Annotated in this window: 19 protein-coding genes; 10 read left to right on the forward strand and 9 right to left on the reverse strand. The window is 42.8% G+C overall.

Annotated features, from left to right (window positions below):
* Positions 1 to 21 precede the first annotated feature (21 nt).
* Positions 22 to 1,698, reverse strand: coding sequence for a recombinase family protein (locus tag FRZ54_RS03770; RefSeq protein ID WP_147030314.1), 1,677 nt, complete (start codon positions 1,696 to 1,698; stop codon positions 22 to 24).
* Between the two features lie 309 nt (positions 1,699 to 2,007).
* Here FRZ54_RS03770 and FRZ54_RS03775 point away from each other — a divergent pair, with 309 nt between their 5' ends.
* From FRZ54_RS03775 to FRZ54_RS03790, 4 genes are all read left to right on the forward strand, one after another.
* Complete coding sequence (locus tag FRZ54_RS03775; RefSeq protein ID WP_147030315.1) at positions 2,008 to 3,186, forward strand: type IV secretory system conjugative DNA transfer family protein; 1,179 nt, start codon at positions 2,008 to 2,010, stop codon at positions 3,184 to 3,186.
* A gap of 720 nt (positions 3,187 to 3,906) precedes the next feature.
* Positions 3,907 to 4,293: a hypothetical protein gene (locus FRZ54_RS03780; protein ID WP_147030316.1), complete on the forward strand. Its 387-nt coding sequence runs from the start codon at positions 3,907 to 3,909 to the stop codon at positions 4,291 to 4,293.
* Positions 4,294 to 4,555: 262 nt separating this feature from the next.
* Positions 4,556 to 4,828, forward strand: coding sequence for a DUF3892 domain-containing protein (locus FRZ54_RS03785; protein ID WP_147030317.1), 273 nt, complete (start codon positions 4,556 to 4,558; stop codon positions 4,826 to 4,828).
* An 83-nt stretch (positions 4,829 to 4,911) separates the two neighbouring features.
* On the forward strand, positions 4,912 to 5,247 hold the full coding sequence (locus tag FRZ54_RS03790) for a hypothetical protein (protein ID WP_147030318.1): 336 nt from the start codon (positions 4,912 to 4,914) through the stop codon (positions 5,245 to 5,247).
* A gap of 336 nt (positions 5,248 to 5,583) precedes the next feature.
* Here FRZ54_RS03790 and FRZ54_RS03795 read toward each other — a convergent pair whose 3' ends face one another.
* The 3 genes from FRZ54_RS03795 to FRZ54_RS03805 are packed head-to-tail and all read right to left on the reverse strand — an operon-like array spanning position 5,584 to position 9,222.
* Positions 5,584 to 6,216 (reverse strand): DUF7002 family protein, encoded by a 633-nt coding sequence (locus FRZ54_RS03795; RefSeq protein WP_228462612.1) that lies wholly within the window; start codon positions 6,214 to 6,216, stop codon positions 5,584 to 5,586.
* 4 nt (positions 6,217 to 6,220) lie between these two features.
* Positions 6,221 to 7,864 carry an adenylosuccinate synthetase gene (locus FRZ54_RS03800; protein ID WP_147030320.1) on the reverse strand — a complete coding sequence of 548 codons (1,644 nt, stop codon included), beginning with the start codon at positions 7,862 to 7,864 and terminating at the stop codon, positions 6,221 to 6,223.
* A complete protein-coding gene (locus tag FRZ54_RS03805; protein WP_147030321.1) occupies positions 7,846 to 9,222 on the reverse strand; it encodes an ImmA/IrrE family metallo-endopeptidase in 1,377 nt (458 codons plus the stop codon). The genes FRZ54_RS03800 and FRZ54_RS03805 overlap by 19 nt, the downstream gene beginning before the upstream one ends.
* Positions 9,223 to 9,919: 697 nt before the next feature.
* Here FRZ54_RS03805 and FRZ54_RS03810 point away from each other — a divergent pair.
* Positions 9,920 to 10,825, forward strand: coding sequence for an ArdC family protein (locus tag FRZ54_RS03810; protein ID WP_147030322.1), 906 nt, complete (start codon positions 9,920 to 9,922; stop codon positions 10,823 to 10,825).
* A 361-nt stretch (positions 10,826 to 11,186) separates the two neighbouring features.
* Here the strand turns inward: FRZ54_RS03810 and FRZ54_RS03815 are convergent, their stop codons facing one another.
* The 3 genes from FRZ54_RS03815 to FRZ54_RS03825 form a co-directional block, all read right to left on the reverse strand.
* The gene (locus FRZ54_RS03815; protein ID WP_147030323.1) at positions 11,187 to 11,990 is read right to left on the reverse strand and encodes a hypothetical protein; all 804 of its coding nucleotides are present in this window, start codon (positions 11,988 to 11,990) and stop codon (positions 11,187 to 11,189) included.
* A 410-nt stretch (positions 11,991 to 12,400) separates the two neighbouring features.
* A complete protein-coding gene (locus FRZ54_RS03820) occupies positions 12,401 to 12,643 on the reverse strand; it encodes a hypothetical protein (protein WP_147030324.1) in 243 nt (80 codons plus the stop codon).
* A gap of 1 nt (position 12,644) precedes the next feature.
* Positions 12,645 to 13,298, reverse strand: coding sequence for a DNA/RNA non-specific endonuclease (locus tag FRZ54_RS03825; protein WP_147030325.1), 654 nt, complete (start codon positions 13,296 to 13,298; stop codon positions 12,645 to 12,647).
* Between the two features lie 512 nt (positions 13,299 to 13,810).
* Here FRZ54_RS03825 and FRZ54_RS03830 point away from each other — a divergent pair.
* The gene (locus tag FRZ54_RS03830) at positions 13,811 to 14,272 is read left to right on the forward strand and encodes a hypothetical protein (RefSeq protein WP_147030326.1); all 462 of its coding nucleotides are present in this window, start codon (positions 13,811 to 13,813) and stop codon (positions 14,270 to 14,272) included.
* Between the two features lie 25 nt (positions 14,273 to 14,297).
* On the forward strand, positions 14,298 to 17,198 hold the full coding sequence (locus tag FRZ54_RS03835) for a type IV secretion system DNA-binding domain-containing protein (RefSeq protein WP_187359736.1): 2,901 nt from the start codon (positions 14,298 to 14,300) through the stop codon (positions 17,196 to 17,198).
* A 17-nt stretch (positions 17,199 to 17,215) separates the two neighbouring features.
* Here FRZ54_RS03835 and FRZ54_RS03840 read toward each other — a convergent pair whose 3' ends face one another.
* A complete protein-coding gene (locus FRZ54_RS03840; RefSeq protein ID WP_147030328.1) occupies positions 17,216 to 17,461 on the reverse strand; it encodes a helix-turn-helix domain-containing protein in 246 nt (81 codons plus the stop codon).
* Positions 17,462 to 17,607: 146 nt separating this feature from the next.
* Here FRZ54_RS03840 and FRZ54_RS03845 point away from each other — a divergent pair, with 146 nt between their 5' ends.
* Together FRZ54_RS03845 and FRZ54_RS03850 are read left to right on the forward strand one after the other, a co-directional pair.
* Positions 17,608 to 18,081 (forward strand): SHOCT domain-containing protein, encoded by a 474-nt coding sequence (locus FRZ54_RS03845; RefSeq protein WP_228462613.1) that lies wholly within the window; start codon positions 17,608 to 17,610, stop codon positions 18,079 to 18,081.
* 24 nt (positions 18,082 to 18,105) lie between these two features.
* Positions 18,106 to 18,573: a hypothetical protein gene (locus FRZ54_RS03850; RefSeq protein ID WP_147030330.1), complete on the forward strand. Its 468-nt coding sequence runs from the start codon at positions 18,106 to 18,108 to the stop codon at positions 18,571 to 18,573.
* Between the two features lie 20 nt (positions 18,574 to 18,593).
* Here the strand turns inward: FRZ54_RS03850 and FRZ54_RS03855 are convergent, their stop codons facing one another.
* Positions 18,594 to 18,809: a hypothetical protein gene (locus tag FRZ54_RS03855; protein ID WP_147030331.1), complete on the reverse strand. Its 216-nt coding sequence runs from the start codon at positions 18,807 to 18,809 to the stop codon at positions 18,594 to 18,596.
* A gap of 543 nt (positions 18,810 to 19,352) precedes the next feature.
* On the opposite strand from FRZ54_RS03855, the gene FRZ54_RS03860 reads away from it, so the two are divergent.
* On the forward strand, positions 19,353 to 22,847 hold the full coding sequence (locus FRZ54_RS03860; RefSeq protein ID WP_147030332.1) for a DUF5977 domain-containing protein: 3,495 nt from the start codon (positions 19,353 to 19,355) through the stop codon (positions 22,845 to 22,847).
* Positions 22,848 to 22,855 lie beyond the last annotated feature (8 nt).

The raw sequence follows: 22,855 nt of genomic DNA on the forward strand, positions 1-22,855 counted from the left end.
TACTCGCCCAACGGTCAGCTGTTAAGCGGCTGCACTATACTGGTATTCTTCATACAAATCTTTCAATTCTTTGGAATTTCCCCGGCGAATCTCCCGAAGTACAAGCAAATCAGTCATCACTGACGCTGCACACTCCTTTGATTCTAAAGCTATATTGTCAGAGAGAGGCAAATTAGTTCCCGAGAGGGTGTTTTTTCCTGTGTCTCTTAAGGTCACTTTAGAGAATTTTTGCTCATCAAATATGGCTTTCAGGTTGAAAAGTCTACATATTTTCGGTGTTCGTAAATTTGTTCCATCGAACACTAACCCTTTTGGAAAGACGAACTTTTGCCATGCTCTTTTCAATTCGAGATTCCCATTTTGCCAAATCGAATGAGGTTGTTTTAACGCCTTTGCAGCGCTTCGCAACAGCCCATTTACGTCAACATTTTCAGTGATTTTTGATTTCTGTAATTCTAATAAGTCGTCACGCTCATCTTCAATTTTCTTAATTCGGCTTGTAAAAATCGTAGAACTAATCTTTTCAGCCGTATGCAATTCTATTAACTTATCAATTTGCTTATCTAATTCCTTTATTCGTTCTTGAATGGCTACGGCGGCTTTTTCTTCATTGTTTACTCGTTTAGTGAAATGATTATCTAGGTATCGTTTGAGTTGCTTCAACTGGACGGAATCATAGCTTAGGGATTGTAAATAATTTAGAAATATGCTTTCCAGTGTTTCTTTGCGAATTGTTGTCCCTACTTGCTGAAAGGAGTAGTAAGGGTATTTCTTGGTTTTGCCTTTTGCCCAATAACCTCGCAGTAACTTGCCGCCTTCGTTTGTCACGAACCGGCGCAATGGAAAGTCTGGATTTTCTTTGAGGTAATGCTTTACCGTGTTCTTGCGATCATTTAATACCGCTTGAACTTCATCAAATAAGTCAGGCTCTACAATAGGCTCAAAAGAGCCTTGTACGGTCATTCCGAATGTTTTTATAATGCCCTTATATAACGGGTTTCTTACGATTCGGAAAAAGTAAGCTCGGTTCACTGGATTGCCGTTTTTATCAGTTAAGCCCTTTTGGTGCATCATCAAACGGATTACTTCAGTTGGATATGTCCTCTGTGCAATTAATTGAAACGTTTCCTTTATAAGTGGTGCCAGGTGATTAGGTGCAATAGTTGATTTATCCATGCGCACATTGTCATACCCGAGTGGCGCATTCCAAACATATCGTCCTTCATTTACGGCTTCTCTCATTCCACCAACGCTCCTTTCTGTGCGCACTTCATTGTCAAACTGGCTTACGTTAGCAATAATATTTTCCATAAATCTACCAGCCGGTGTGTCCTCAAAGTATTCAGTCACAGAACGAATTTCTACATCTGCTTTATTTAATTTAACCTTGATATAACTGTAGTCAGCAAGATTGCGGCTAATGCGATCTATTTTATAAGCAATTACGGCTCGGATAGCATTGCTCTTTTTTGTACAGAAATCTAATAATCGGTTCAACTCCTTTCGATCTGCCGTCTTAGCACTTTCACCCTTCTCAATAAATAGTTCGGTAACTTCAAAACCTTCTTTACTAGCATACTCACGGCAAAGTCGCTCTTGTGTTATTAGGCTGTTTCCATCAGTTACTTGTTCTTTTGTCGATACACGGCAATAAATTACTGCCTTAGCTTGTATGTCACTTGTTATTTCGTTTTTCATAAAAATATGCCTCCACGAGTATTTCGGCCAGTTGGTCGAGCAATACCTCAATAGGCGGCTCCTTATCTGTTAAGCCCAAAGCGGAGTCACGTCTAACGTCAGTGCTGCAAGGCAAAAGACTACGTGACTCCGCTTTAGGTACGTTAATTTCTCTTTTGCCTTGCGGTTGTATCATAACATATTAATTAGGGTTGTATAAGGATAGTATGACAATCGCTTAGAAATAAAAAAGTCAGGAATATTTGGTCATTGCAACTATTCCATCCTACTGTTATTGAAGGAATATATTTCATAGGATTAATGGGCACTATGAACAATAATTATGACCATTCAAAACCTTTCACCCCCATTGGCTACACTAACTTTCGAAATGCTAATCAGCTATTTGGCATAAAGCTACAGGATCGTTTTTCGCACATTTATGTGTTGGGCAAGACCGGTACCGGCAAAACCACATTACTCTTAAACATGGCTATTGATGACGTTTATAAAGGCTATGGTGTGTGCCTCATTGAGCCTCATGGAGATGCTTGCCTTAAGCTTTTGCAAGGTATTCCCGAACATCGCAGGGAAGATGTAATTTATTTCGATGCTACTAATCTTGCCAACCCCGTAGGATTTAATCCTTTGCATGATGTGCCAAAAGAGCAACGGCATTTGGTAGCATCTGAAATTGTATTAGCGTTTAAAAAAATATGGGCGGACAGTTGGGGACCACGATTAGAGTATATTTTAAATTATTCAATTTTGACGCTGTTGGAATACCCAACCGCAACCCTATTGGATATAAAACCTTTGTTGTTAGACGAGGGCTTTCGCAACCTGGTACTGCACTATACTAACAACGATTCAATTCTTTCATTTTGGCTTAATGAGTTTGATAAGTACACACCAACATTTAAAAATGAGGTTATAATGCCCCTACTAAACAAAGCAGGAGTTTTTAACGCCAACGCAGTGCTTAAAAATATTGTCGGACAACAACAAGGCATTTCCATTGCAGACATCATGAATAATAACAAAGTCCTTGTCTGCAATTTAAGTAAGGGTATTATCGGCGAATATATCTCAGTCGTCTTAGGAAGTCTCCTCACTACAACTATTCAAGCCGCAGCCATGCGGAGAGCGAATCTCCGGGAGGATAACCGTAAACCTTTTATGGTGTTCGTAGATGAATGTCACACATTTTTAACAGCATCATTTGTGACGATGCTTTCCGAGGTGCGGAAATACAAAGTAGGATTGTTCCTAACACATCAGTACACGGAACAATTGCCGGAATTTGTACAAAAGGCAATTATCGGCAATGTAGGAACGATAATATGCTTTCGATTAGGAAACGCAGATGCAAAGATAATGGCTGAAGAGTTCAAACCCGTCTTCAGGCAAAGTGATTTAATTGACCTGCCTCAATTCCATATATATCTCAACTTGCTTATAGACGGAGCGACAAGCAGGCCTTTTAGTGCTCAACTATTCATTAGTTAATTAGCTTTCTTTTCTACTGCGATCAGCCCCATCTATCTGGACCTAAGAGTGCATTTTGACGGTGAATGAGAATGTCCGTGGCCACTACCAACAGGTATAATAAAGGCCATCGCAACTAGGTAATAAAATGTTTAGATTCCTATCGGGAATTTAAACTATCTTAACAATACTTTATGCTCAGAGTCAAGATTTTAAATAATGGGGTTATGCGGACCTTATCGTATCTGTGCTCGTACTAAAGCTTGCATCAATCGTTTGTGAATGAGCAAACGCAAATGAGCACATTAAAATGGAGGAAAGAATAAGATTTTTCATGATGGGTTGGTTTAAATGCAATATCCTGATTAACAGGATATTAATTTATGATTATTCCCCGTTTTTTAAATAGGTGTTTTCACGGTATTCCACGGGTGTTTTCCCCCGTTTTTAAGATTTCAGAATTTTGTATTTCAATCTGTTTTTTCCTGCTGAACAAGAGTAAACCATTTGATTATCTAAAAAGTGAAACAGGAATTCAAATAACACAAATTAGCACACAAATTAAAAGATTGAGACCGAAACAGCCGTGTTTTAATGGCAAGCGGCCTAACTTTTTAGGGTTATGCCACGTTGTTTATTTAAAATATAGGGGTTAATGGTGATTATTATGGGAGCATGCGAAATAGGGTGCAAAATTTTGACTTGCATAAACCAATAAAAATACTTACATTTGGGTAACATATGGGATTAAAATTTTTAGAAATAGATATAAACAAGGGCAAACCTAAGGCCACAATTCATTACAGTGGTAAGCTGGGGTTTAATATGGAGGCTATTTCATTTATGAAATTGGAAAATAAAAGATCATACTTGTTGGGCACTGACGATGAAAAGAAGAATGTTTTTTTCCTTTTGGAGACTGATGAAGGTAAGAATGCAGCTAAAGTTGCCAAGGCGGGGGAATACTACTATCTAAATGTTGGAGATGCTTTTGAGATGTTGGGATATAATTATAAAGAGTTCACCATTATGTTTGACATAACTAAAGATTCTTATGAAGGGAAAGATCTCTATGTCTTTACTCAAAGACGAGCAATCAAACGAAAGGTTAAACAAGATGAAAAATAAGGAGGGAAAGGTATAAGACAAGAATAGACTGTTACTACCAATAACAGCCTATTCAATAAACTATCTGGTGAGGATAATTTTCTGCAGGCTATACCACCATGCAGCTTTTCTTTTAGATTGATACAAAGTTATCAAAGTAACTGGAATTAGCAAGTAAATTTAAAGTTACTTTGATAGTCACGTACCCGCCCTATTCACCCTGGAATACGTTGTCTGTTCCAGATACTTATCAGATAGCATTATCAATACTAATTTTAAAGCAATGCCGTATAAAATAACGCATGTACGACTATCATCGGGTGGTTATACAGAAGAACATATTACCGATGTAAAGGGAGTAAGTGATGGTGGAACTAATTTTACCGAAACGGTTGCACAAGTTGTCGGGTATTTAAAAACCATGAGATACTACGTGTCAATTAAAGGGAATACCATCGACGTGATCTCTCAAAAAAGCAGTTCAGGCAGAGAGTATATCAGAACGAAGCCTGATGGTACAACAGTAGACAATCTTTTAAGCCTCCAGAGGTTTTAAAGTGCCGTTTTACCATGTAGTTAATTAAATGGTAATGGATGATCACATCCATTACCATTTTCGAAATTTAAAAAACGTACAGCATGTCACTTATTATTAGAACAACCAATCCTGCCGGTCTTTTAAGTGAAATAAAGGCGGCGATTGATAAAAAAACAGTAGAAACATGGGAGTATGATTCCGACGGAGATTTTACCCATACTCCACCGCAATGGTATAAGAAAGCATATTTACGCCCCAAAGTTGCTCCGGGAGAATTGCAATTCGGAATTTTAGGTATCAAAGGGACTAAGCTTTCTAAAGAAATTTATGGTGTATATCATGGTCGATTCATAGAAATGCTACTGGTGCATTTTGATAGTAAATTCTCTATAGCTTCGGCAACAGCTAAAAAGACTGATTTGGACAATTTCGAATAGATAAACCTGTTGAGGGTACTATTCCGCAAATGAAAACCAAGGCCTAAAAGCACACAGCTTGGGGGCCTTTTAACTTGATTCTTATTTCGAGATATTAGTCTATCCAAGCTCCCTAGCACCCGCCACTGAGTCAAATACCAACACCGATTGGGCAATGAGGGTGTTTAGTAGGCTCGGGGAAATATTGGTTGGCATATTCTACTAAAAGGCTAGTTGAATAACACAGACATTTAAAGATTACCTTTCGGTAGCCCATATTCAATGGCCTAATCACGCTGTCGCACTTGTCAAATAATTTTTGATAAAGTGGTTAATATAATGCCGTTGCTCTATTAATTAAGCATCTAAAATATGATAGATACCGTAAGGTGAATCCGACACGTAAATATCACCGGTCAAAATACATTCATTTTCAAATGTCACCTCTTTTACTTGACTCGGGAGGAAGTCAAATGTTTCGGCCGGTTGAAATGTGTCGATACCCCTTGGAGGAGGAGCACCGTTATGATGCGATGAAGACCTGGTTGCCCCAGAGTTTAAACGGCAGAATTTGACATGCGGATTAGCTGCTAAAATCGAATCCGTGTTGAAACGCAATATTATAGGACCTTCATGTTCGTAAGTTTTGTAATGATTATTTAAGTACTCGGGCTTCGACCACATAAACACTCTATCATTTAGGTGATCGTAGAATCTTGCACAGTCCCACCCATCAGTTAAGCATTTTACAAGATTCTTTTCAGAGATTGGCTTTTGATCACGAATTGAAAATACACGGTCGCCAATAACAATTTTTTTATGCGTACTACGCCTAGCAGTGTTTATATGCACATAAGCTGCATTACCCGATAATTCAATAATCTTTTTGGTGCTTAATAATTTGCCATATTCGAGAATCAATGGTAGATTATCTCTATCAGTCAAATGATACAGATACGGCCTTAAAGTAATAAATCTATCTATATTCATTTTTTTACCAGTTTCGTCGGTCAATGACCGCTCTATAATCAAACCCAATTCCTATTAATGAGACTTTTACACCTGAACACCTTTCAAGCTCCTCGATGAATTGCCGCGTCTCAGTTGTTAATTTGTCATAGCCGCGAGCGGATCTATTTTTTACAGAAAAGTAGTCAGCGAAAGTTAATGCGATATCAGTTGGAGAATTCAACTCGCATGCTTTTCGAAACATTGTCCAACTGAACTCGGCAACTCTTCTATCTATGTGTGTGGTAGTAGTTTTTTCCTTTGCTTTTAACTCACCCCCATTTAATCCAGCGCGCTTTGCTATAATGTCGAAATCAATTTCAATACTATTAAACGGTCCGGATGTCCCACCTACCCGAATAGGATAAGTCCTGGTTACCATGACGATGTTTTTCACCCGTTTAGGAGAAATACCGGCTTCGGATAAACAGCCAGAAACAGTTGTATCTCGAGAGGTAACATGAGGATAAAGACCATGATAGAGGCTTAAGCCCGTTCCTTGAGTTCCCTCGAGCAATATTCTCCTGTTACTTTGGTACATTTGCTCCAATATTTCTAATGTATCCCCAACATAAGCTCTCAGCTTTGGATGGTGCTTCGCTTTATGTTGATCGTCCGCTTTCAATCTTGCGAGAATGTTATTGGCAGTTGCAAAACCAACCCCCTGTCCAGTGGAGCCTATCGTCTTTTTAATCTTTTGCTCTTTTGTGATGTCGCTTGTGCGAATAACTGTGGCATTCTCATCGATGGTAACTCTACGGGAAAACTCATCCTCAATTTTATATTTAACGATTTCTTCAAGCAGCTTGTCGACATTGATGATAGTTCCTGGGCCTAAAATTATCCTTGCATTTTGATTTCTGTAAGAACCGGAGGGAAGTAAGTGGAATACATGCTTTTCTGGTTCTTCGAAGACCGTGTGACCGGCATTGGGACCACCAACCCGAATCAAACAATCGTACTCTGGTGCAATATGTGCCGCTATTTGCCCTTTCCCTTCGGATCCAAATTGCCCGCCAACGATTACATCTACTAGCTGATTATTTGTGGGTGCTAGTAATTTGAAAAAGCTCGCTACTCGAATTAGCACATCGTCTTTGGTGCAAAGATCAGTGTCAATTGCAAGGTCGGCGTCTTCCTTTAACAGAGAAACCCTAGATTCTGTATAATCACTTTTTGCCTGGTAATATAATTGCTTAACCTCACTTTCGTTTACGCTGCTAAATTCGTCGCGATGTAAAAACCTACTTTCCAGACTTTTTGGGGATGCAAGAAGGTGAATATGGTAAACGGAGTAGCTATATGCTGCTCTGAAGTGCTCAATTTGTTTAGAAATTCTTACGGAGTCGACCAGGTACAAATTACCTTCAGTTGTTACCGCAGAAAAGGCCCCTTTAAAGGCTTCTAACACCCATTTCCCATCGTCTGTTTTATCCAACTCTTCCCCATATTTCTGCAAAAAATCTCTATTAGGTATTTTTCCGGCCAGTTTTTTTGTGGCGAGCTCTCTCAGAACCTCGCGCGTCTTCAAAACTTTAAAGCCAAATTTTTCTTCTAATCGCTTTGACAGCGTGGATTTTCCAGAGGCAATTTCTCCACTTAAAAGCAGGATTACTTTTCTTTGCGCCATGTAGATTGTTCGTCAAATAAGGTTAGGCTTGATTTGTTTTTTATAGCAGGAACCTTTCCTGGAAAAACGTAAATATTTACATCAATATCTTTATTCACCAATTCATCGAAAATTATCCCTTGGATCACGTTCCAATCACCCTTTGCCTGACCGGCGCCAATCATCGGCATGTGAACACTGGCATGTAACTTTTCACATGCATTTTGCAAGCTGATCAAACATGTTCTTAAATAGGAATACTTTAATGGTATTTCTCCATTTTTCTCAAATAAACCTTTTTGAGCTAGCATTTGAAATACATACAAATCCTCCGAAATCTTAACCAGTTGAGAAGAGCCTAATTGAAAGCGCTTTTTATCTTCATGCCATTGCTGAAGCGATGATTTGACATCGGGGAAATTTTTAGAAAGCGATTTGCCGAAGCCTAGTCCCAGGCCACCGCTCGTGTTCACTACTTGAGCTATGACTTTAATTCCATTACCGCGGGGCTTCGTCGCGTCACCAAACTCGATCTTTATTTTTTTATCTTGTAGCGCAGTACTGTGTAGTTTATGTGTCATCAATATTCCAACTCGCGGTTGGTTATCTCTGCGCAGGGGTGATATCCCGATACAGTAAACGTCATACTTCTTATTCAAAAAATCCCAGTGAACAGTCTCTCTGGCCGACCAGCCCGGAACTGAGCACTCATATGCTTTAGAGTCTTTCGGTATTACGAAGTTTTTCGGTATTATTTCATCAAATGAGCGAGAGCCTTTACTATAGTCAATAACAATCTTATTACCCTTAAAAGTACAAATCATGGTTGCGCAAGGCTGATTGATGACTTCGACAAACCGTATAAATACTGACTCTAATGAAGCTTTATATTTGGTTGCGAGTGCGATAAGGTTTTCAATCGTAATTTCTTCGATACTGTTTGCATCATTAGAAAAAATGGCGTACGGAAGTTGAATTTCCGATGCCCCTATATTACATAATTGCTCCAATTCTTTATTTTCTGTTGGTTCTTCCTCGCGATTTCTCATCTCATCTTTGAAATCAGAAAAAAATGTATGTGCGATCTCGTGAGCGACTGAAAAATTTATCCTGGTCGGTTTTTGAAATGGGTTATATTCTATAACTGTTTTCTTTCCAGTGTTTGAAAGTAGCCTGGCATCTAACACGCTATCATTAGGAAGGATATCGATTCCCAAATATGCTGACAATTGTGTTGCATTGAATGGAGGACCGGACCATCCTTTTTCAAGCGCCGTTAGTACCAAATTCCTCGCCCTGTTTCGAATTTCATCTATAGGATCGTTATTATTGGACTCTTCAATTAACCGTATCACTGATTTATGTCGCCAAGCCTTCATTTCATTTACAATAGTCTTGCAAATATCGCTTGTATCAATACAATCCAATTTTAAAGTTTCAAATAAGTGATTTGCGTTTCGGCCTATGATAAAGTACTCGAGGTCAATCCTCAGTAAATTTGGCTATTACTTTCAACAATTACAACCCGTGTTTTAACGGTATTTTATTAACCCCCATCTGAACGGTAAGGCATTTTTGACGAAGCTTTCGTCATCATAACTAATAATTCCATTCGTAGCAATTGACCTCTGCTAAACTCGTCTCCGATAACTATTCGGAATCTTGGGTTAAAGATTGAATCATTTGATGTTGTCTTTAAAGACACTTTTTGTAAATCTTCTGGAGTGATAAAACCGATTGCTTGTGGTTCTTGCACCTAATGCCAGTCTTGCGCAGAAGATACTTCTTCTTCAGAATAAAAGTTTATTCCGTCCAATGCAGGCTTGACAACCTTGTCAATGACCAAGCACTGATTATTTAGTAGCCCGCAAATTAGGTTATGAAATGACTGACTCGTAATTGAAATTTTCATAAGGATCTTTTATGAGGTGAACGAAAATTTAGCGAGAATTTATTAATACTATGGGATTTTAACAAAGTATTCCTTCATAACGTTAGTGGACATATACCCCCTATTTTCCTTTTTCCTTCTCGCGTACACTGAAAGAAAATTCTTTCAAATCAAAACTGTACGTCATGAATAATCAAACGCCATCTATTGATGTCTATCAGATCATCACAAACCGAATCATTGAACAATTAGCCCAGCAAGTTATTCCCTGGAGGAAGCCCTGGACCGAAGCTGGCCATCCGCAAAACCTCATTTCTAAACGCCCCTACACCGGGATCAATACTTGGTTATTGGCTTCAATGGGCTATCCACAAAACTATTTCCTGACCTGGAAGCAAATTCATGAATTAGGAGCAAGTGTCAAAAAGGGAGAAAAGGGTCACATAGTTATCTTCTGGAAGTATTTAGAGGAGCAACAGCATGAAGGGCAAGGTGAACCAAGGACCAAAGCCTTGCTACGGTACTACTATGTTTTCAACATTGCCCAGTGTGATAACTTACCGGAAGTACTTACAATCCCCTTTGACCAGTACGACATCGGCCGTATCGGTGCCTGCGACGAGATCATTGAGCGCATGCCTAATTGTCCAAGCATTAAGCATGTTAAGCAAAAAGCCTATTATGACCCGGGCAAGGACGTCATTAACATGCCAAAACAAGGAAGTTTTTCCACTCCTGAAAGCTACTACTGTACCCTCTTCCATGAACTCATCCACAGCACCGGGCACCAAAGCCGGCTCAACCGTAAAGGCATTACGGAAGAGGCTAACTACGCTTCCATACCCTATAGTATGGAAGAATTGATTGCCGAGATCGGGGCCTGCTATTTGAATTCGGTAGCAGGGATCATTGACAAGGAGTTTGACAACAGCGTTGCCTACATCAAAGGCTGGATTGAAGCATTGCGTAATGACAAGCGCTTAATAATCTTTGCTAGCGGCCAAGCGCAGCGAGGTGTGGATTATATTCTGAATGCTTCTTCAAAACAGAAGAAAGAGTCGGTGAATGACGAAGTACTAAGGAAAAAATGATGGACTAATTTAAGTTATAATAAAAAGAACCCCTTTACGGGTTCTTTATTTTTCTGTTTACAACAGTTATGCAAAGCCAAATAACATAAAGGCAAGCAACTGATATCAGAGCATAATTAATTAAAGGATAAATTTTCGGGTTTGCAGCAGCCTTGCCGCTTAAAAAAAATGATAGCGTCATCAACAGTAACATTGACGCTAAAAACATTATGTTGATTACTGAATCATTAAGCTTTTTTAACATTTTTCGAAGATTAAGAAGTGATAATAAGGCAGTTAACGCCGACTTATTATCACTTCTTAATCGATTTTGATTTGGAACCAATATTGGCATATTCACAAAAATAAGTCAACTAATAATTTAGTTATCGAGTCGGATTTTAATAAAATTTCCTGTGTTCACTATAGGCTGCCAGTACAATTGTTCATTATCTAAAATAGAATCGTACAAGAGTGCTATATCTTCTTTTCGTAAGTAGAAAGTATAAGTTTTTACATAACTGGGATTATCGTCAAATTCAATCGCGACTTTAAACGTATACCAACCTTGTTTTAATACACTTAGTCTATTATTAATAAAGGCGCCTATCTTCTTTTTGGTAGAGTCGGTTGCATTGAAAACTTTCGTTCTACTCATGGAATCTTTGAGATCTTTATCTATAATTTCCTTCGCAAAAGTTTTTTGTAGGTAATCAATAGTATCACTGGTATTTGTATTTACTATTTCATAAGACCGAATGTTTGTAGCAAAAAAACTTCCTGGTGCTACGTATAGCTCATCAAAATTAAATAAATCACCATTGCATTGACTACAACCAGAAGAGGAATAATATTTCGCAATGAATTTTTTATTACAAACTGACGAATCTTCTTTGAATTTTAATTGACTTTCAATCCTTGTTATTGAGCCCAATTTACTGCCAACATTTTTTGTACTTATCAGTTGCGAGAAGGAAAGTACCCCATAGCTTTGATCGATAAAAATTTCGTCATGAAGATTTACTTTTATGTTTGAAGCCATAAATAATGATCTGGTAGACAAAAACGAAACGACTGTCATCAAAGCAACAATTCCGGAAGTTACTAGACCCCCTATACTTATACCATTCTTTTCAATATCACTCATAGCATTATTTTTATTATCAGAAATTCGGTATTCACTCATTCCAAGCGCTACATAAAATACCGCCAGGTTTCCGTCAATGCCTCATAAGCTTTTCAAGCACATGAGACATTGACCAGCTATTATTCGCTACCGCGAATGCTGAACCTGTCAGCATTTTTGTGAGCGCAAGTCATTCGTTCATGAAAGCTCCTTCTGGCATTATATGCATTTCACTTTGCTCAATCCATATAATGCCAGCCGCTTTCCGTGTTCTGCTCGCCTGCGAATCGCAACCGGCTTCACAAGGGCACCGCGTGCAATAGCCCTTTCATTGTCAGCACACTCTATTGCACACTGGCGCACCTTGCTCGTGTCCAGACATACCAGGCACCCGCTGTGCTCCCCCTGCCTGGACCGCTTGCTCAACTCGCAGCCAGCTTCGTTGCTCTGCGCTGTCTTTGACGGCTCGCTCACCGATAGCATATCTTACAAGCCTTGTAGCCCAATTTAATGGCTGATGCTTTTGGTATTTTCAGGATGCTATGGGTACAGCGTTGTAATCCCCGGCATTCATAACGGTGATAGGCATACGCAGATTTGCTCTGACAGATGTACACCGAATCAATTTTGTTAACAGTCTGATACTTTACTGGTGTTGCACTACCGACAGCTATACCAATGAATACCGACAGGATAATTATTACTTTCTTCATCTTATTGCGGGATTTCAGCTAATGGTAAATGAGAAGCTGCACGTATGGCGGCTACCGTAGTTTTATATTGCGTATATTTCTTCTTACTCACCGTTGATGTATTTGGAAAGACATAAGCTTCGATAGTTTGATTGTACCGGATAATCTTCCAGCACTTCGACGGTATGGTCATTGGGCCACTTTTGGCTTTCCTGCCGTAACTGCCACACCAGACCTCGGCACTCCCGAAACTAAGCGCCATCGCGCGCGTGTGTTCTTCCAGTTGCTCCCAGGTAATCTGATTCAAATGCTTGGTTTGCGCAGTCATATTCGAAAAGAAAAAACACTCATGCATATCAGCCAGGTTGCAGGAATTATCCGCAGCATCCATGTTGTGGCCCCGGTCGTACTTCTTCACGATGAGATGGTAGAACGGTTGCAGATCCGTATGAGACAGCAACAGTGAATCCGGCCTGAAGTCATTGGTGCGCTCGATATGATGAGGCTTGCCCTTCGGGCACACATCGGCCGCGTTAACCAACCAGTGAACTTTCACCGGATAGTGCAGCACCGTGTCAAAGGTGGTCGTATAGCGATGATGGACGATAGTCACCGTGTCTTGACCAATTGCCGTACTTATCCAAAAGCACAGCAAAATGGTGATCAGTCTTTTCATGATGTGGCTAAGTGTTTGGTTTCATTAAAGTTATAAAGAGGGAATGACAATTGCACCCCGTGTTTTCACGGTATTTTCACTTTCTTTTTTGATGCATAAAAGAGCCAAATAGCTGTCCCATTCATTAGCAATGTCGATAGTCTTGTCAACGCTGCTGATAAGTTTAGGATTGAAGTCTCCTTGCGACGAGTGCCGGGGACTTTTTTGGGGATAAACAATAAGGAAAAAGGCAAGCTAGCCGGCTTACACCTGGCCTACAGTAGCGCGGCGCAAGAACTTCCGGCATAAACCCGCAGGCCATTTCATACCCTTTTATTCCGTTGCTTCTTGCGCCGCGCGCCACGCCGGCTACCCATTTTTCTTTTTCCTTTTTGTTTTTTGAAAATAATGATGCTACAGGGGGGTGAAAAAACGGAAAAAAATCCGTTAAAACACGCTGGATTTGAAGACATCTTGAAAGTATCTTTAGGTATTCTTTATCATTTCTTTATTTTTTAACCTGCACCCTTTTCATGGCAACCGTTGACACCCTCCATTCGCACCAATACCAGCACTTCGAAGATTTGCAACTCTCTGCAAAGGAAATCTATACCATGCTCGAGGACATGGTAAAAGAATATCAATACCCGGATGTGACGTTTAGCCGCGTCAATATGAAAGAGGGCAATATCCTTTCCGCTAGCCGGGAATATCTCGTCATTAGCCGCAAGCGGCATAACTTCTATGTCTGTGCCGCTCCGTTCGGCAAAAGCTTTTTCATTAGCTGGTATCATATGGAGGATGCCAATACAACCGCCAATATCACGGCCAAAATCCCGCTTGTGGGCCAATCGATGGCTAAAGGAATGGAGAGCAAAACCTATTTCCAGCTGGATTCAGAGTTGATGTTCACCAATAGCATCAATATGATCATCAAAATGGCTATCGAAAAGGTAAAGGCCACGCACGGCTTCACGCGGGAGAACGCGCAATAATATGTCGGCTCGCTTAGCACAAGTCTTGGTTGAGCAATTTTACGCCTGGGAACGCCGGGGCAGGGGATGGTATAAGGCTGACAGCGCAGCAGACCTTGAGCCGCCATTTGAGCCATTTCGAGGGCATTTTATCGAACATGATGAGATCATCGATGATGGCAGGACGCCGTCTTTTTTCGCAACGATAGCGGAACTCGTTGCCCCCAAACCACCGTTGCCTCCAAAGAAATCAGAGCTCCCGATACTTCAGGCGTATCCTTTTCAGGATGAATCACCATTGTCATTGTTTGTGGTGCACTTCCCCCGCGCCGCCAAACCCACTATGTCGCGCATGGAACAACTGTTGGTGATGCTCTCATACAAGAACCTGCCGATGAGTTTTGAAGTGATCGGCACGGCCGAGGCTATTGTGGTGCAGGTTACTTCCCGGGAGGGCGATGCTAACTTTCTCTTTAGCCAATGTAAAGCGTTCTTTCCTGATTGCATCATCACCGAGCCTGACGAAGACCTCTTAGTGGAGGCGCTTGACACAGACCGGGCACTGTCGGTAGTTGATTTTGGCTTGGCCGAGGAATTCATGCTGCCATTACTCACCCACGCCACCGACCCTGATCCGTACCTGTCGCTGTTTGGTTTGGTCGACCATTTGCAAAGGGACGAAACTATCGCGCTACAAATTCTTTTTAATGGCACGGTCAACGCCTGGGCAGAAAGCACCCTGCTGGCAGTGTGCGACGATTCCGGCAGGCAATCGTTTTTCCTGGATGCGCCGGAGATGCCGCAGCTGGCAAAGCAAAAGCTTTCCGCACCACTGTGCGCGGTGTCAGTGCGACTGGTGACACTGGCACCGCAATCAGATCGGGCCAGTGAATTGCTGCAATACGCTGCCATTGCAATAATGCAGGCCACCAAAAGCGCCCACAACAGCCTGTTGCCTCTGTCAGACACCGTATACACTGCCATCGAGCGAGTGGTTGACATTGCGTTTCGCCGCAGCCATCGCGTGGGGATGCTCCTCAATACCGCAGAGCTGTCGGCCCTTGCCCATTTCCCGACGGTCAGCAACGCCAAACTCCACTATCACACCCGCACTACTAAAGCGGCACCCGGATGGTATATCGGGGACGAATATGTCATCGGTGTCAACGTGCACCAGGGCAGCACTGCACTCGCCAGCCTTTCACGAGAAACACGACTCCGGCACCTTCATATCCTTGGCGCCACCGGCACCGGTAAATCAACCCTTTTGCATAGCCTCATTCTTCAGGACATATACAGTGGTACGGGCTGTTGCGTTCTTGACCCACACGGTGATCTTATTGACAACGTGCTCAATCATATTCCGGCATCCCGCATCGACGATGTATTGCTCATTGACCCGACAGACCCGGACTTTGTCATCCCCTTCAATATCCTGTCCGCCCATTCTGATAGTGAGCGGGAAATGCTGGCCTCTGATTTGGTGGGCTTGTTTAAACGGTTCAGCACGTCCTGGGGCGACCAAATGCACAGCGTGCTTGCGAATGCCATACTCACACTGCTTTATAACACCAAACCCTGGCATGTGGGCGATTTGAAACGCTTTCTCATTGAAACGGCCTTCCGGAAAACAGTCTTAGACAGCGTGACCGACCCCGACCTGATGTACTATTGGCTGCACCAGTTCCCACTGCTCAAAGGCGGGTCCATCGGCCCCTTGGTGACCAGGCTGGATAGTTTCCTGCGGCCCAAAAGCATCAGGAACATGCTCTGTCAAACCAAAAGCATTGACGTGGCCGGGTGCATGGATAGCTCGAAGATCATCCTGGTGAAATTGCCGCAGGGATTGATTGGCCTGGATAATAGCTATCTATTAGGCGCGCTGATCGTTTCAAAGCTCCAACAGTGCGCTATGGCACGACAGGCCCAGGCCAGCACCTCACGCGAGCCCTTCTTTATTTATATTGACGAATTTCCTCACTTTATTACGCCGTCGATGGCTTTGATCCTCTCCGGGGCACGGAAATACGGGGTTGGGTTGGTGCTGGCACATCAGGACATGCAGCAGGTCGTACATGCCGACGCCGACCTAGCCGCAAGTCTCATGGCCAACGCCGGGACGCGTATCTGTTTCCGGCTGGGGGACACGGATGCCAAGCGTTTCCAGGAAGGGTTTAGTGGCTTCAATGCTGAGGATTTTCAGCGTCTGGCAGTGGGTGAGGCGATTGCACGCGTCGGTGGGATGGATACTGATTTTTCTGTCAGTGTATACCCGTTCAGCCAGGAAGCGCTGCCCAATTTGGCAGAAGCGATCAGGGCGCACTCACAGAAGCAGTTTGGTATTGCCATACAGCTGCATGAGAACGCAGAAATATTAGAGCCGGTTCGCCCAACTACCGTTGCGCTAGCCGTGAGCAACAGTGAGATCGCGGAAGAACCTTCAAAAGACGTTGAAACGGGGGGACAGGTCAGAGAGCATCGCTACACCCAAACCTTTATCAAAAAGATGGCTGAAGAATATGGCTACATCGCTACCCTGGAATACCCCACCACCGACGGCAAGGGCTTCATTGATCTGGTCTTGCAAAAGGAAGAGAAGAAAATCGCCATTGAAATTACCGTTTCCACAGACCCGGCGTGGGAGGTGCACAATATCGAGAAGTGCCTTAGCGACGGGTTCGACGACATCGTCGTGTGCTGCACCGACGCGAAGAAATTGACCCGGATTCAGGATATGGTTAAAAAGAATCTAGCACCGGATATTTGCGGCTGCGTGCGCTATATTAACCCGCAGGACATTGCCGCTATTGTCGCACCAACGCACGTGTCGGCACCCGCGGAGACGGTGATGAAAGGGTATCGGGTAAAAGTGCAATATGAGCCTGGTGGCGTAGATAAACAGGCGTTGCTCAAGCGCATTGCCGCTGGTGGCAAAAAAAGCTCATGACATCCAACTTCACTACATCATGGGTGCTCTTGTTCAACTAACAGCATGGGAGAGATTTCCAATACAGCCGCAATGTCGAAAATAATGGAAATATTCGCATTGACCTTGCCGCGTTCCATGCGGCTGATTTGCGAGTAATCGACGCCGATGATATTGGCCAACGCTGTCATGGTCAGGTTCTTTTGCAGCCGATACTTCCTCATATTGCGTGCAACCGTTTGTATCGCCACGTCGTTGCGCCGGTTTGTTCCTCCCTTAATCATTCACCATAAATAGAGAATGATTTTATTTTGATATAGGGATTTAAATCCCTATTATTGTTTATATAAACCAACGTGCAAACAATATGAAATCATTATTCCTTCTCTTTCTCCTTGTCCCTACCATGACCTTTGCGCAAGTCCTCGGTTTGGGAAAACGACTGGCCGAATACAGCGCATCCAATGGCAGAACATACCATGTCGGGGACACCATCAAGCTTGGCCAGGGCTCGGCCCCCAACGGTACCTTCCGCTACGTGCAGTATGGCGGCTGGCTGGTATTCATGATAAACGGCAATCAGGCAGACGACCATAATATTGAGAAGACCTATTCCGGCTATGGTGCCATCGTTAAGAAAATACACAGCTTTAAGGCACACGGCATTCAAAAAGTGGTGTTTGCCGTCGATATCGGCGGCGGAAGCAATTTCGATCTGTGGATTGAGGATGCCATTGCCTCCTGCGAAATCGTGGACTGCAAAGGCAAACAAGTTCAGGCCACAGTGGTGACACAGTCCGATGATCAATTCGACAAACTCAAAAAATTAAAGGCGTTGCTTGATAGCGGGGCCATCACCCAGGCAGAGTACGATGCCCAAAAGAAGAAGCTGTTGAACCAATAATCCATATACCTAACCATCACGATCATGAATCACCGATTATTCGTTGCGATATTGCTTCTGTTAAGCGTCACCATTTCATCTTGCAGCAAGAAAGAAAATCCGGCACCGTTTGATAATGACCCGATTGCCACCAGGACGCTGCGGTATTTAACGCAAAAGCCCTGGAAAGAGACCAAACTGGAATATCAAGATCAGTCGGGCGTGTGGATTGAAAAGCCATTAGCAACTGAAGTCGCCGTACTGACCAATGTCTTTAAATCGGACGGAACCTATATTGTCTATAACCAAAACGGGACGATCAACTTTTCAGGCATCTATGACATTATTGGTGACAATACGCAATTGGCGCTCAATAAAAGCATTACCTATGATTTTTCTATCCTGAACGACTCAACTATGCAATTAACGCTTCCCGCACAGATACCTTATACCGATCCGATCTCAGGCAATACGACAACTTACTACGGCATGCGGCAGACGTTTGTTCATTGAGTTTGATGTTGGAATTAGGCTTAATTGTCGTAGAACTGTTCACTCATGATCTCATTGATAGTGCCATCTTCGACACCGTGCTTTTTTGCGATCTGCTCCAAAAGCCTGATTTGTTTGCGATGGTAACTTAACAGGCGTCGGATGCTGAATATCCAACGGACGATAAGGACAAAGATAAAAAGGCCGGCAAAGTACCAAGCGGCGTAGATGAGCATTGATTTGTCAAATTCATTCATGATAGCGGGTGTTTAGGTTAACGATGAATGAAGATACGTGCCGCCGGCATCGGTGTCAACCCGTGTTTTCACGGTATTTTATCCGTTTTATAATGGTAGGATTAAAAATAAAATTAAAAGTAATTTGGAATTTTATATGTGGAAAGTATTTATTAATTTACCCACAGGAAACCACCTTCGTATAATTAACCTTAGTCGAATACACACGTCATTCAAAACGTAATCAGATATATATAAGTATTAAACCATCATTAGTCGTGGTTTGAAGTGAAGTTAACTGTTTAATTACCTTGTCCTTTTCTTTTCATGAAACGATTGTTTTATTGCATTTTTGCATCCCTGTTGAGCTTAGGTCTTAATATAGTTTATGCCCAATCAGTTCCGACCTCCGACGCCCAGTATTTTGTACCTTCAGTATTCCCAAAATCCCCGAATGTTGCATCTTTTACTAAATACGGAGATTATGACGTTAGCCTGTATACCGGGGTCCCACAAATATCCATACCACTATATACGATTGATGCCGGCGGTTTAAAAGTTCCCGTGAACCTATCCTACCATGCCTCCGGAAACAAAGTGACCGATGTGGCCAGTTGGGTAGGGCTTGGCTGGTCCGTTCAGGCGGGCGGGGCCGTTACCCGGCATGTCATGGGTGGCCCAGATGATGATACGTACGGTTATCTGCGCGGTTATTTACGTTATGCCCCAAGCCTTGACATGACGGTAGATACCGATATGGACTACGCAGACAGAATAGCCTATGGTCTTTATGATGGCCGACCTGATATTTACTCCTTTGATTACCCCGGTCATAGCGGAAAGTTCTTTTTTAATGGCAAGAACGCTTTCAAACCGGTCTTACTACCCAGTGCACCCGTAGGCATCAAATATACCTTAGGGTCTACAGCCCTTACCAATTTTACACTCACCGACGAGCAAGGAAATATCGCATTTTTTGGGGATACAGCCACAGAAACCACGCAGACAGCCGGTGCAGGGGCGATTCATACGCCAATCAATTCGTCCTGGTTGCTAGAACGTATGATATCACAAAACAGACGGGATACGGTCTCCTTCGCCTACGGTTCCGACCTGGTTTTTTACCCCGATGCCACTTCTCAAATGCAAGTTATAACCGATTATGTGGCGTATACAGGTGGCACCCCACCAAATCCGTACCATGCCAGCAACGTACCAGGACCTACAACAAGCATTTCTACCCAGGTCGCGGAAAAGCCACTGACCGAGATTGATTTCAAAAATGGAAAGGTCGTTTTTGAAAAGGAAGACACGGTACGAAAAGACATTAACCAGGGAGTGGGCAATAACGTTCATGCATTGAACCGAATTGTCGTATACGAATATAACTACAACTCCAAAATGATGGAAGTGCAGAAGACTATCGTGTTTTACAAAAGTTACTTCGGCACGGCAGCAGCAAATAATTTCCGTTTACGATTAGATTCCATACAGATATTAGATAAAGCCGGAAGTATCATCGAGCATTACCGGTTTAAATACAACCGGACGGAGTTGCCCTTTTACCAGTGTTTCGCGCGCGACTACTGGGGCTATTACAATGGAAAAGAGATAAGCAATACGTTAACTTCCCTTATACCGTATATGACGGTGCCTTACGACGGCGGAACAACGACAATAGGGGGGACCGTGCCTCATAATCGAGACTGCGATTCCAATTATATGCAGGCAAGTGTATTAGATACGATTTACTACCCCACCGGTGGGTACACCACCTTTACCTACCAAAGCAACCAATTCACCAATCCATCGGGGCAACTGAGAGTAGCAGGCGGATTGCGGGTCACTTCGATCAAGAGCTATGATAACGTCAATGCAACCCCCATAGTAAGAACGTACAGATATAATATTGCAGATTCGAACTATTTCCTTCAATATTCTTTCTACGCCGCCCCGGTACAAACACACAGGTATTATGTTTTGCAACAACAACATTATGAATCGGAATATCAATGCAACGTTTCCAATTACGTCTCTAACCCAAATATTGATTTAGAGCCATTTGACGCCGCAACCGTCGTTTATCCGGATGTTTCCGAGTACATCGGTACCCCGGCGGCGAATGTTGGAAGAATCCGGTACATATATTCATTCGACCCTGATAACTTACAAAGCGCGACCATTGCAGGTACGCCGGTGGTAACCACCCATTTTTATAACCGTGGTCTGTTGTTATCCAAATCGCAGTATATCCGGAAAAGTGACGGTAGTTATCAAATCGCTAAAAAAGACAGCAATTTTTATGCAACATTTCCGGAACAACAATACAACGATGTCGGATTCGTGAGTAGAAAGAGGTTTACAAACGAAGGAGCGGCTGTAACAAACGTTCCGCTTTATCCCGAAACACTTTTCTTTCCCAATGATTACACCTCTGGCGCCTATATCTATTCAAATTACTTTATCAATTCCGAAATCAATTTATTAACCCAAACAAATAGCTACATATATGACATCAATGATCCCACCAAATATACAACGTCAATAGTCAGCTATACTTACAGCGACACAACCCATTTACAGATCGCTAAAACCAAACATGTCGATAGTAAAGGCAATACCCATGTCACAATAAATAAATATCCCTTCGACTATTTAAGCGGCAGTACCACGCACAACCAGGTGTTGGATTCTATGGTGAACCGCCACATGTATGCCAGCGTTGTTGAAAAATGGGACAGCCTGAAAAACGTGACAACCTCCGTTAATTCAATTACAGGCGCGCAATTAAATACGTATCAACTTGGTTCTATTACCGGCACAATTGTTCCCGGCACCATCAGCACCCTAAGTGTTAGCAGCCCGGTTACCAATTTTGCACCAATGACCATAAATTCAGGAACCGGAGCGATTATTAAAGACTCGCGTTACGTGCAAATGATCAGCTTTGATCATTATGACAATAAAAACAATCTCGCAAGCTACACGCCGAGAAACGCGACATCAACAGCAATATTGTGGGATTATTTGTATGAAAATCCCGTCGCCCAGGTAAAGAACGGACCTTACATCAGCGGCGGCACCGGATATGCCTACACCAGTTTTGAAGCAGACGGGCAAGGTAACTGGATATTTACCGGTACGCCGGTAACCGACCTTACAGCGCCAACCGGCAGCAAAGTATATCCGCTTGGTACAGGTAACATAACCAGCACGTTTTCTGTTTCAGGCAAAGCGGGCATTATTTCCTACTGGAGCAATGGAGGCGCAGCTACGGTCGTCTGTAGTGGAACTACAGTCACCGGGACAGCTATGACTACAATCGGTGGCTGGACCTATTATGAACATGTTACACCGGCCGGCCCATTTAGTATTACCATCAGCGGAAGCGTATCCATAGATGAACTGCGCCTGTACCCAAAAGACGCTCAGATGACCACCTTTACGTATTCGCCTGACGGCCTTACCGCCATGGCCGATACCAAAGGCGGTATCAATCATTTTGAGTACGACTATTTTGCCAGGCTGAAGAACATCAAAGACTTTTACGGCAACATCGTCAATAACTATTATTACCACACCTATGACCAGACTATCGGCAACGATGCGATGAGCCATAGTTATACGCGGACTACCTGCCCGCCGAACACTACGCCCGGTTCATTAACTTATGCAGTACCGGTCAATAAATATTATTCGTCCACCAAGGCCTCGGCCAACGCTGAGGCCGGTTTTGAAATGGCTACGAACGGCCAGGCTAAAGCTAATCAGAATTGCGGATGCCCACCCATTATGGTCAATGTGACGCTCACCAATTCAACCGGCATATCCGGTTTCCAGGCGACATTTAACGGGGTTGCTCCGTATAATTTCCCGTCTACCGGGAGTACGATCATACAAGTACAACAGGGTACCTATGCCACGGTTTCCATTAACGCGGTCGGTTCGGCAACACATACGTTCAAGCTAACGGGCTTTACTGACCAGACGGGGCATTCCGCAAGTTGGTCAACGGTCTCCGTCACTTCTGGTTCAAGCTTAACTTTAACGGTACAGTAGCCATGAAA

Origin of the sequence: Mucilaginibacter ginsenosidivorans (assembly GCF_007971025.1) — a bacterium.
GTDB classification, from domain to species: domain Bacteria; phylum Bacteroidota; class Bacteroidia; order Sphingobacteriales; family Sphingobacteriaceae; genus Mucilaginibacter; species Mucilaginibacter ginsenosidivorans.

Coding starts and splice junctions, on each gene's coding strand:
- FRZ54_RS03770 (WP_147030314.1), bottom strand. CDS start 1,698: ATGAAAAACGAAATAACAAGTGACATACAAGCTAAGGCAGTAATTTAT.
- FRZ54_RS03775 (WP_147030315.1), top strand. CDS start 2,008: ATGAACAATAATTATGACCATTCAAAACCTTTCACCCCCATTGGCTAC.
- FRZ54_RS03780 (WP_147030316.1), top strand. CDS start 3,907: ATGGGATTAAAATTTTTAGAAATAGATATAAACAAGGGCAAACCTAAG.
- FRZ54_RS03785 (WP_147030317.1), top strand. CDS start 4,556: ATGCCGTATAAAATAACGCATGTACGACTATCATCGGGTGGTTATACA.
- FRZ54_RS03790 (WP_147030318.1), top strand. CDS start 4,912: ATGTCACTTATTATTAGAACAACCAATCCTGCCGGTCTTTTAAGTGAA.
- FRZ54_RS03795 (WP_228462612.1), bottom strand. CDS start 6,216: ATGAATATAGATAGATTTATTACTTTAAGGCCGTATCTGTATCATTTG.
- FRZ54_RS03800 (WP_147030320.1), bottom strand. CDS start 7,864: ATGGCGCAAAGAAAAGTAATCCTGCTTTTAAGTGGAGAAATTGCCTCT.
- FRZ54_RS03805 (WP_147030321.1), bottom strand. CDS start 9,222: ATGAAGGCTTGGCGACATAAATCAGTGATACGGTTAATTGAAGAGTCC.
- FRZ54_RS03810 (WP_147030322.1), top strand. CDS start 9,920: ATGAATAATCAAACGCCATCTATTGATGTCTATCAGATCATCACAAAC.
- FRZ54_RS03815 (WP_147030323.1), bottom strand. CDS start 11,990: ATGAGTGAATACCGAATTTCTGATAATAAAAATAATGCTATGAGTGAT.
- FRZ54_RS03820 (WP_147030324.1), bottom strand. CDS start 12,643: ATGAAGAAAGTAATAATTATCCTGTCGGTATTCATTGGTATAGCTGTC.
- FRZ54_RS03825 (WP_147030325.1), bottom strand. CDS start 13,298: ATGAAAAGACTGATCACCATTTTGCTGTGCTTTTGGATAAGTACGGCA.
- FRZ54_RS03830 (WP_147030326.1), top strand. CDS start 13,811: ATGGCAACCGTTGACACCCTCCATTCGCACCAATACCAGCACTTCGAA.
- FRZ54_RS03840 (WP_147030328.1), bottom strand. CDS start 17,461: ATGATTAAGGGAGGAACAAACCGGCGCAACGACGTGGCGATACAAACG.
- FRZ54_RS03850 (WP_147030330.1), top strand. CDS start 18,106: ATGAATCACCGATTATTCGTTGCGATATTGCTTCTGTTAAGCGTCACC.
- FRZ54_RS03855 (WP_147030331.1), bottom strand. CDS start 18,809: ATGAATGAATTTGACAAATCAATGCTCATCTACGCCGCTTGGTACTTT.